The sequence below is a fragment of the Pseudomonas sp. 22526 genome (assembly GCF_052044735.1).
GTDB classification, from domain to species: Bacteria; Pseudomonadota; Gammaproteobacteria; order Pseudomonadales; family Pseudomonadaceae; genus Aquipseudomonas; species Aquipseudomonas piscium.
The window spans coordinates 340,088-350,029 of sequence record NZ_JBQENK010000005.1; the positions used below are offsets into that span (position 1 = coordinate 340,088).

Annotated in this window: 2 protein-coding genes; one reads left to right on the plus strand and one right to left on the minus strand. The window is 65.6% G+C overall.

The window, feature by feature from the left end; genetic code table 11:
* The first annotated feature begins 24 nt into the window (after positions 1–24).
* Complete coding sequence (locus ACTJKT_RS10455) at positions 25–2,424, plus strand: TonB-dependent siderophore receptor (protein WP_440787031.1); 2,400 nt, start codon at positions 25–27, stop codon at positions 2,422–2,424.
* A gap of 450 nt (positions 2,425–2,874) precedes the next feature.
* Here the strand turns inward: ACTJKT_RS10455 and ACTJKT_RS10460 are convergent.
* A partial coding sequence (locus ACTJKT_RS10460) for an amino acid adenylation domain-containing protein (RefSeq protein ID WP_440787032.1) occupies positions 2,875–9,942 on the minus strand: 7,068 nt, incomplete at its 5' end.

The window sequence follows — 9,942 nt, forward strand, 5'->3', positions numbered from 1 at the left end:
AGTCCCCTGAGTAAAGCGCTATCCATGCGAAAGGCCCTGAACATCAAGCTTCTCCCCAGCGCATTGGCCCTTGCGGTGTCGCTGCCGGTAGCCGGCTATGTACAGGCCCAAGAGATCGAGCTGGACATTCCTGTGCAATCTCTAGGCAGTGCCCTGCAGGAGTTCGGACGGCAGACCAACCTGCAGGTCCTCTATAGCCCGCAGGACGTGCAAGGCAAGCAGAGCACCGCGGTGAAGGGCAAGATGGACGCGCAACGGGCCATCGGCATCCTGCTGACCGGCAGCGGTATCCAATACAGCCTGCAAGGCAACTCGCTGACCCTCAGCGCCCTCAGTAGCGGCTCCGAGGGTCTCGAGTTGAGCCCGACGCAAGTGACCGCCAACCAGTTGGGCAACGTGACCGAAGGCACCGGCTCCTACACCCCGGGCACCATCGCCACCGCCACCCGCCTGCCGCTGACCCTGCGCGAGACCCCACAGTCGATCAGCGTGGTCACCCGCCAGCACATGGATGACTTTGCCCTCAACAGCGTCGACGCCGTCATGCGCCATACCCCGGGCATCACTGTGTCGGCGTTCGACACCGACCGGACCAACTACTACTCCCGCGGTTTCTCGATCAACAACTTCCAGTACGACGGCATTCCCTCCGCCGTGCGCAACGTCGCCTATTCGGCAGGCAACACCCTGAGCGACATGGCGATCTACGACCGCATCGAAGTGCTCAAGGGCGCTTCCGGCCTGCTCAGCGGCGCCGGCTCCCTGGGCGGCACCATCAACCTGGTGCGCAAGAAGCCCACCGCCGACTTCCAGGGCCACGCCACCCTGGGCGCGGGCTCCTGGGACAACTACCGCAGCGAACTGGATGTCAGCGGCCCGCTGACCGAGACCGGCAACGTCCGCGGCCGGGCCGTGGCCGCCTACCAGGACAAGCATTCGTTCATCGACCGCTACTCGACCAAGAACTTGGTGTTCTACGGCATCCTCGAGTTCGACCTGTCGCCCGACACCCTGCTGACCGTGGGCGCCGACTATCAGGACAACGACCCCAGGGGTTCCACCTGGTCCGGCAGCTTCCCGCTGCTCAACTCCAAGGGCGAGCGCAACGACGCCAAACGCTCGTTCAGCAACGCCACCGACTGGAGCAGCTGGCAGCAGTACACCCGCACCGTCTTCGCCACCCTGGAACACGACCTGGGCGACGGCTGGGTGACCAAGCTGCAACTGGACCACAAGTACAACGGCTATGACGCCCAGATGGGTTCCATCCAGTTCGACCAGCCGCAGCCCGACGGCAGCGCCGAAATCAACGCACAGCGCTACAAGGGCGACACCACCAGCGACTCGGCTGACCTCTATGTCAGCGGTCCGTTCAGCATGCTCGGCCGCGACCACGACCTGGTGCTCGGCGGTTCGATCAGCAAGGCCCACTGGAAAGGCAAGGGTTACTGGGACGAAACCTTCTCGGTACCCAACCGTGTGGACTACAACAACTGGCACGGCAACCTGCCCAAGCCCGACTGGGGCCCGGTGTCGCAGCGCACCGACGACGTGATCCGCCAGACCGGCGTCTACATGACCACCCGCCTGAACGTGACCGACGACCTGAAAGTCCTGCTGGGCGGCCGCGTGGTCAACTACAGCCTGACCGGCCTGACCCCGACCTACACCGAATCCGGGCGCTTCATTCCCTACGCCGGGGCAATCTACGACCTGAACGAGAACTTCTCGGTCTACGCCAGCTACACCGACGTGTTCATGCCCCAGGAGAACTTCAACCGCGACCGCGACAACAAGTTGATCGAGCCGGATGAAGGCGAAAACTACGAAATCGGCATCAAGAGCGACTTCTTCGACGGTCGCCTGAACGCCAGCCTGGCCTACTTCGAGGTCAAGGAAACCAACCGTTCGGTACCGGACGACGCCTACAACAACCAGACGCCGACGCCGTCCAACTACGCGTTCAAGGGCAGCAAGGCGACCACCAAGGGCTACGAGCTGGAAGTGTCCGGCGAGCTGGCCCCGGGCTGGCAGGTGCAGGGCGGCTACACCCACAAGGTGGTACGCGACGACAACGATGTGAAGCTCTCGACCTTCGAGCCCGAAGATCAGCTCAGCCTCTACACCACCTACAAGCTCACTGGCGACCTGGACAAGATGACCATCGGCGGCGGTGCCCGCTGGCAGAACAAGGCCTGGCAGCAAATCTGGAACAGCCCCAAGGGCGTGAATGAAGACATCACCCAGGAATCCTACTGGGTGGTGGACCTGATGACCCGCTACCAGATCACCAAGAACCTGTCGGCGACGCTCAACGTCAACAACATCTTCGACAAGTACTACTACACCAACGTCGGCTTCTATAACTCGGCCATCTACGGCGAACCACGCAACGTCATGGTCACTACCCGCTGGGACTTCTGATACCCCGCCCTGCACGTCCCCCACGCCCTGGAAAGGTTCCACCTTCCCAGGGCGTTTTTGTTTGCCCAGGATTCCTTGGCCCCCTGTAGCCGCTGCCGCAGGCTGCGATCGGGGCGTAGCCCCGTAAAGCTGGCGACGCGGTAGGCCTGAACTGCACTGGCGTCTGGTTTGGCGACCGCTGCGCAGTCGATCGCTGCCTCGCCGGGGCTCGGCAGCGGCTACAAGCCATACCTGTAGCCGCTGCTGCAGGCTGCGATCGGGGCGTAGCCCCGTAAAGCTGGCGACGTGGTGGGCCTGGACTGCGCGGGCGTCTGGTTTGGCGACTGCTGCGCAGTCGAGCGCAGCCTCGCCAAGGCTCGGCAGCGGCTACATTGCGCTTCTGTGCTGCCGTACAAACAAAAACGCCCCCGGTCACGGATGTGGCCGGGGGCGTTTTTGTTCCTGCTGGGGTTACTCCATCGCGGCGGCAAAGCTCTCCACGAACTCGGCGTTGTCGATGATCCGGTCATGGTCGGTATCGATCACCACCGAACGCACCACACAGGACTGGCCGATGACCTGCCGCATGCTCGACTCGATCAGTTCCTTGTGCTGGCCGGCCCGGCTCAGGCCCGCCCACCAGCAGCTGATCGGCGCCTTGATCGGCTTGAAGTCGGCCTGCGCCAGACGCTCGGTCAGGGTCCGGTCGACTTCCCAGGAGATCTCGGCCTCGTTGCCTCGCAGCAACTCTTCCTTGATCTCGCGGAAGGCATCGCCCAGGGTCTGTTCGGCCCAGGCGCAGAACCGGCTCCATTGCTCGGCCTCGTCCGCCGACCCCGCCTGGCAGTCCAGCCAGGACTGGCGGATCGGCTCGGCGAATTCACCGAACATCACCCCGAGCAGGGCCACCCGTCTTTCGTTGGCCGAAACCTCGCGCTCGTCGCTGATCACCGCCGCGTCCCAGTACGGCTTGAGCCAGAACGGCGGCGCGGAGTCGATCCAGCCGACAATCTCGACCTGCCGGCCGGCCTGTTCCAGGGCGTAGGCGACTTCCAGCGCCAGGTTGCCGCCCAGGGACCATCCGGCCAGGCGGAAGGCGCCCTGCGGCTGGGCGTCCAGCAGTTGCCTGCTGTAGTCCTCGACCATGGCTTCCCAGCTCGGCACCTCAGCGCCCTGCTCGGCCAGGGCCCGGCAGATCACGCCCATCACCGGCCGCTGCTCACGCAGCGCCAGGGCGATGGCCTTGTAGCAATGCACCGAGCCGTAGCTTGGGTGGAACAGGTACAGCGGGGTGCCCTGGGTCTGGCTGTTGAGCTTGACGATCAACGAACTGCGCGCGTTGCCTTCCAGGCAATTGACCTGGCCACGCACGGTCGGGTTGAGCATCAGCTGGCTGACCGACAGGCCGATGCCGCTGGCCTTGCGGATCCGCTCCTTGAGCATCAGCACCAGCAGCGAATGGCCGCCCAGTTCGAAGAAGTTGTCGCTCCGGCCGACACGCTCCACGCCCAGCACCTCGCTCCAGATCGCCGCGAGCTGGTGCTCCAGCTCGCTTTGCGGCGCTTCGTAGTCCTGCGTGCCCTGCTGCGCGTCCGGTTTCGGCAGCGCCTTGCGGTCCAGCTTGCCGTTGGGGCTCAGCGGCATCTGCTCCAGCAGCACCCATTGCGCCGGCACCATGTAGTCCGGCAGTTGGGCCGTCAGGTGCGCGGCCAGGGTGTCACGCCAATCGTCACGGTGTTCTTGCAGCACCAGGTAGCCCACCAGATGCTTGCCTTCCACCGCCAGCACCGCGGCCTCACGCACCAGGTCGTGTTCCAGCAGACGGGCTTCGATCTCGCCCAGCTCGATGCGCAAGCCGCGCAGCTTGACCTGATGGTCGATACGCCCGGCGTATTCGATCACCCCGTCGGCGCGGTAGCGGGCCAGGTCGCCGGTGCGATACATGCGCTCGCCACTGACGAACGGATGAGCCACGAAACGCTCGGCGCTCAGGCTCGGCCGCCGGTGGTAACCACGGGCCAGGCCGACCCCGCCCAGGTACAGCTCGCCCAGCACACCCACCGGCACCGGTTCAAGATTGCTGTCCAGCACGTAGCAGCCCAGGTTGGCGATCGGCACACCGATCGGCACCGCGTCCCGGCCCTCGTCGACACAGGTCCAGTGGGTGACGTCGATCGCCGCCTCGGTCGGGCCGTAGAGGTTGTACAAGCAAGCGGCTGGCAGTTTGTCGAAGACTTGCTGCTGGGCATCCACCGGCAAGGCCTCGCCGCTGCAGACAATCCTTTGCAGGCTGTGGCAGGAAGCCACGGCCGGATCCTGTAGAAACGCCTGCAACATCGAAGGCACGAAGTGCAGGGTCGTGACCTGCTGCCGGTTGATCAGGCGCACCAGCTTTTCCGGATCACGGTGATCCCCCGGCGCCGCCACCACCAGGCGCGAGCCGGTCATCAGCGGCCAGAAGAACTCCCACACCGACACGTCGAAGCTGAACGGGGTCTTCTGCAAGACCGTGTCGCGCGCGTCCAGGCCATAGGCTTCCTGCATCCAGCACAGGCGGTTGGTCAGTGCCGAATGACGGTTGCCCGCGCCCTTGGGTTGCCCGGTGGAACCGGAGGTGTAGATCACGTAGGCGAGGTTTTCGCCGTCCAGCGCCACCTGCGGATTGTCCTCGCTGTAGCCTTCGAGGCCGCTTTGCATCTGCCCCTGATCCAGCACCAGGCACTCCAGGCCTTGCGGGATCGGCAGGCGTTGCAGCAGGTGATCCTGGGTCAGCAGCAGCTTCACCGCGCTGTCTTCGAGCATGTAGGCCAGGCGTTCGCGCGGATATTCCGGGTCCAGCGGCACATAGGCGCCACCGGCCTTGAGCACCGCCAGCAAGCCGACCACCATCTCGATGGAACGCTCCACCGCCAGCCCCACCAGTACATCGGGGCCGACGCCGGCGGCCATCAGGCGATGGGCCAGGCGGTTGGCGCGGCGGTTCAGCTGGGCATAACTCAGCTGCTGCTCGGCAAAGGCCAGCGCCGGCGCATCCGGGGTCCGCAGCACCTGCTCTTCGATAAGCTGGTGCACGCCACGTTGCAGCGGATAATCGCGGGCCGTCGCGTTCCAGTCATGGACCATCTGCTGGCGCTGCGCGGCCGGCAACGACGGCAGGTCCGCGAGACGCTGCGGCTCAGGCGTGGCCAGGGCCAGCAGCAGTTGCTGGAAGTGCTCGGCCAGTTGCTCGATGTCCCGCGCGCCGAAAGCCTGGCGGTCATAGTTGAATTCCAGCACCAGGGTTTCGCCGATGGCCAGCAACACAGTCAATGGATAGTGGGTCTGCTCCAGGCTCTCGATGGCGCCGAAGCGCAGGCCCGCTGGCGAACCCTGCTCCAGTGCCTCGGACACCGGGTAGTTCTCGAACACCAGGATGCTGTCGAACAGCGCCTCGCCACCCAGCCCGACCCAGCGCTGGATTTCGAACAAAGGCGTGTGCTCCTGCTCGCGCAGGCGCAGGTTCTGCTCCTGAAGCTGTTGCAGCCATTCGCCCACCCACATCTGCGGGCTTGGCGTGGCCACCACCGGCAGGGTGTTGATGAACAGGCCGACCTGTTGCTCGATCCCCTGCAATTCCGCCGGACGCCCCGCCACCGTCGCCCCGAAGGCAACGGTGCGCTGGCCGGTATGGCGCTGCAGAAGCAGCAGCCAGGCACTTTGCACCAGGGTGTTGAGGGTGACCTTGCTGCCCTGGGCAAAGGCCTTGAGGCGCTCGGTCTGGTCCTGGTCGAGGCTCAGGCGGTGGGCGCCGTTGACCAGCGCGACACTCGCGTCCTGGGCCACGCCACGGGCCAGCCGCGTCGGCTCCTCGAGGCCGGCCAGCTGGCCTTTCCAGAAGGTTTCGCTGATCGAGCGGTCCTGTGCCTGCAGCCAGGCGATGTAGTCGCGATAACGCCCGACAGGCGCGCGCAGGGTCTCGCCGGCATAGTGTTGCAACACCTCGCCGAACAGCTGCGAACCGCTCCAGCCGTCCATCAGGATGTGGTGGTTGGTGTAGATCAGGTGATGGCTGTCGGCACCGGTGCGCACCACCACCAGGCTCAGCAAAGGTGCCTGTTCCAGGACGAAGCCCTGGGTCCTGGCCGCTTCGGCCAGGTTGTCGAGGGCTTGCGCCTGGTCCGCGCGGTGCTGCCAGTCATGTTCGACCAGGGGCACTTGCAGCTGCTTGTAGACCACTTGCAGCGGCTGCGTAAGCTCCGCCTGCCAGAGGAAACCGCTGCGCAGGATATCGTGGTGCTCCAGCGCCACCTGCCAGGCCGCCTGGAAGCGCCCGACGTCCAGGCCCTGCACATCGACCCGCATCTGGTTGATGTAGTCGCCCGAACCTTGCCCGTACAGAGACTGGAACAGCATGCCCTGCTGCATCGGCGACAGCGGATAGATGTCCTCGACCTGCTGGATCGGCAACTGCAGGCCGTCCAGTTGTTCCTGGTCCAGTCTGGCCAGCGGGAAGTCCGACGGCGTGGCGCCGCGGCTTTCGGGCTGGCAGCAATGCTCGATCAGCGCCTTGAGTTCTGCGGCGTAGTCGTCGGCCAGTCGCTGGATAGTCGCCTCGTCGAACATTGCCTGGCTGAAGCTCCAGTTCAGGTTCAACTCGCCGCCGTAGACCTGACCGTTGATTTCCAGCCAGTTGCCCAGCGACGCCTCCGGGCTCTGCTCGGCGCCGGCGGAGTCGCCGGACGGCGCGAACAGCCCTTCGGCCTCGCCGCCCTCGAAGCTGGCATCGAACTGGCCGAGGTAGTTGAAGGTGATCCGCGGCCGCGGCAGCTGGCCCAGCGCTTCACGGATCTGCGGACTGCCCAGGTAACGCAGGGCGCCGAAACCGATGCCCTTGTCGGGAATCGCCCGCAGCTGCTCCTTGATTGCCTTGAGCGAGTCGGCCAGGGTTTGCGCCGGCACCAGCTTCACCGGATAGATACTGGTGAACCAGCCCACCGTGCGCGTCAGGTCGATGTCGTCGAACAGGTCTTCGCGACCGTGGCCTTCCAGGCGGATCAGAGTCGACTCGTGGCCGCTCCAGCGCCCGATGACCCGCGCCAGGGCAGTCAACAGCAGATCGTTGATCTGGGTGCGATAGGCCGCCGGCGCATCCTGCAACAGCTTGCGGGTGAAGTCCTGGTCCAGGTGGGTGGTCACGCTCAGGGCGTGGCGGTTGCTCAGGCTGGCGTCCGGGTTGGCGCATGGCAGCTCGGCCCGGGCGTCCTGCAATTGCTCCTGCCACCAGGCCAGCTCGCGCTCCAGGGCCGCGCCCTGGGCATAACCCTGCAGGCGCTGGGCCCAGTCGCGGGTCGAACTGGTCTTGGCCGGCAGCACCACGGCGGCGCCACGGGCCACCTGGCGATAGGCACTCTGCAGGTCCTCCAGCAGGATGCGCCACGACACCCCGTCCACCACCAGGTGATGGATCACCAGCAGCAAGCGCTGGGAACCGTCGGCCAGCTCGGCGAGGACCGCGCGCAACAGCGGGCCCGCGCCGAGGTCCAGGCTGCGCTGGGCTTCGTCGCCGAGGGCGGCGAGTTCCTCGACACCTTGCAGCGCGCTCTGCCACAGCACCTGCTCGGCCTGATGCTGCTCCACCGGGCGATAAGCCGCGTGCCAGCCGGAGGCATCGGCGACGAACTGCGAACGCAGCGCATCGTGCTGCACGATCAGCGCTTGCAGGGCCTGGGTGAGGATCGCCGGGTCCAGGCGTTCATGGGTTTGCAGCACCACCGACTGGTTCCAGTGATGACGTTCGGCGATCTCGTCCTCGAAGAACGCCTGCTGGATCGGCAGCAGCAACAGTTCGCCGCTCAGCGCGGCCTGATCGATCGACAGCCCCTCGGCCCCCTGGCGCGCGACCGCGGCCAGGCTCTGCACGGTCTGGTGCTGGAACAGGTCCTTGGGCGTGAAGCGGATGCCCGCCTGACGGGCGCGGCTGACCACCTGGATCGAGATGATCGAGTCACCGCCCAGTTCGAAGAAGTTGTCGTTCAGGCCGACCTGGGGCAGGCGCAGGACCTCGGCCCAGATCGCCGCGATCTGTTGTTCCAGTTCGCTCTGCGGCGCCACGTACTCCTGTTGCAGCAGGCTGGCGTCCGGCAGTGGCAGGCCCTTGCGGTCCAGCTTGCCGTTGGGGGTCAGCGGCATCTGTTCGAGGAACAGCAGGTGCGCCGGCACCATATAGTCCGGCAGGCGGGCCTTCAGCGCCCGGCGCAGGGTTTCGCGGCAAGTCGCCTGGGCGGCGCTATCCGCGGCCACTGTCGGGTCCAGGGCAACGATGTAACCCACCAACTGCTTGCCGCTCGGCCCATCCTGGGCCACCACCACGGCTTCGCGTACCGCATCCTGCTCGCGCAGGCGCGCTTCGATCTCGCCCAGTTCGATACGGAAACCGCGGATCTTCACCTGATGGTCGACCCGACCCAGGTAATCCACCACACCGTCCGGACGGCCACGGGTCAGGTCGCCGCTGCGGTACACACGGCTGCCTGGAGCACCGAACGGGTCCGGGACAAAACGCTCGGCAGTCAGCGCCGGACGCTCCAGGTAACCGCGGGCCACGCCTTCACCACCGAGGTACAGCTCACCGGCGACACCGATCGGTTGCAGGTTCAATTGGGCGTCCAGCACATAACCGCTGCGGTTGCCCAGCAGTTCGCCAATCGGTGCATAGGCCGCGCCACATGGGTCGCCTTTGCGGGCTTTCCACAGCAGTGGCGTGACCACGGTTTCGGTCGGACCGTAACCGTTGAACAGGTAGGTCGGACGCAAGGCACGCCAGGCCAGGTCATAGCTGGACTGCGCCACGGCGTCGCCACCGAAACAATACACCCGTACCGCCGGTGGGTTGCCGTCACGTTCGGCATGCTCGGCCAGTTGTTGCAGGTACACCGGTGGGAACACACCGACGGTGACGCCATGGCGATGCATCTGCGCATAGGTGTGCTCCGGCAGCCACAGGCTGTCGTCGCGGATCAGTACCCGGGCACCGTTGATCAGTGGGTGCATCCAGCCTTCGTGGGAACCATCGAAGGCAAACGACATGAAGTGCAGCTCGCAATCCGCCGGAGTCATTTCATAACGTTCGCCGGTGGCGATGATGTGCGCCACCAGCGGACCGTGGGATACCGCCACGCCTTTCGGCATGCCGGTGGAGCCGGAGGTGTAGATCACGTAGGCGAGGTTGTCGCCGTCCAGGGCCACGTTCGGTGCGCTGTCGTCCTCCCCTGCCCAGTCCTGGGTGCGGTCCACCGCCAGACTGTCCAGCCCGTCCGGAATCGGCAGCTGTTGCTGCACCGCGGTATGGGTCAGCAGCAATTTGGCGCGGCTGTCCTGCATCATGTACAGCAGGCGATCGCGCGGGTATTCCACATCCAGCGGCACATAGACGCCGCCGGCCTTGAGTACCGCGAGGAAGGCCACCATGATTTCCGCGCTGCGCGGCATGGCAATCGCCACCCGCACCTCCGGGCCGACGCCACGGGCGATCAGGGCTCGGGCCAGGCGGTTGGCGCTGCG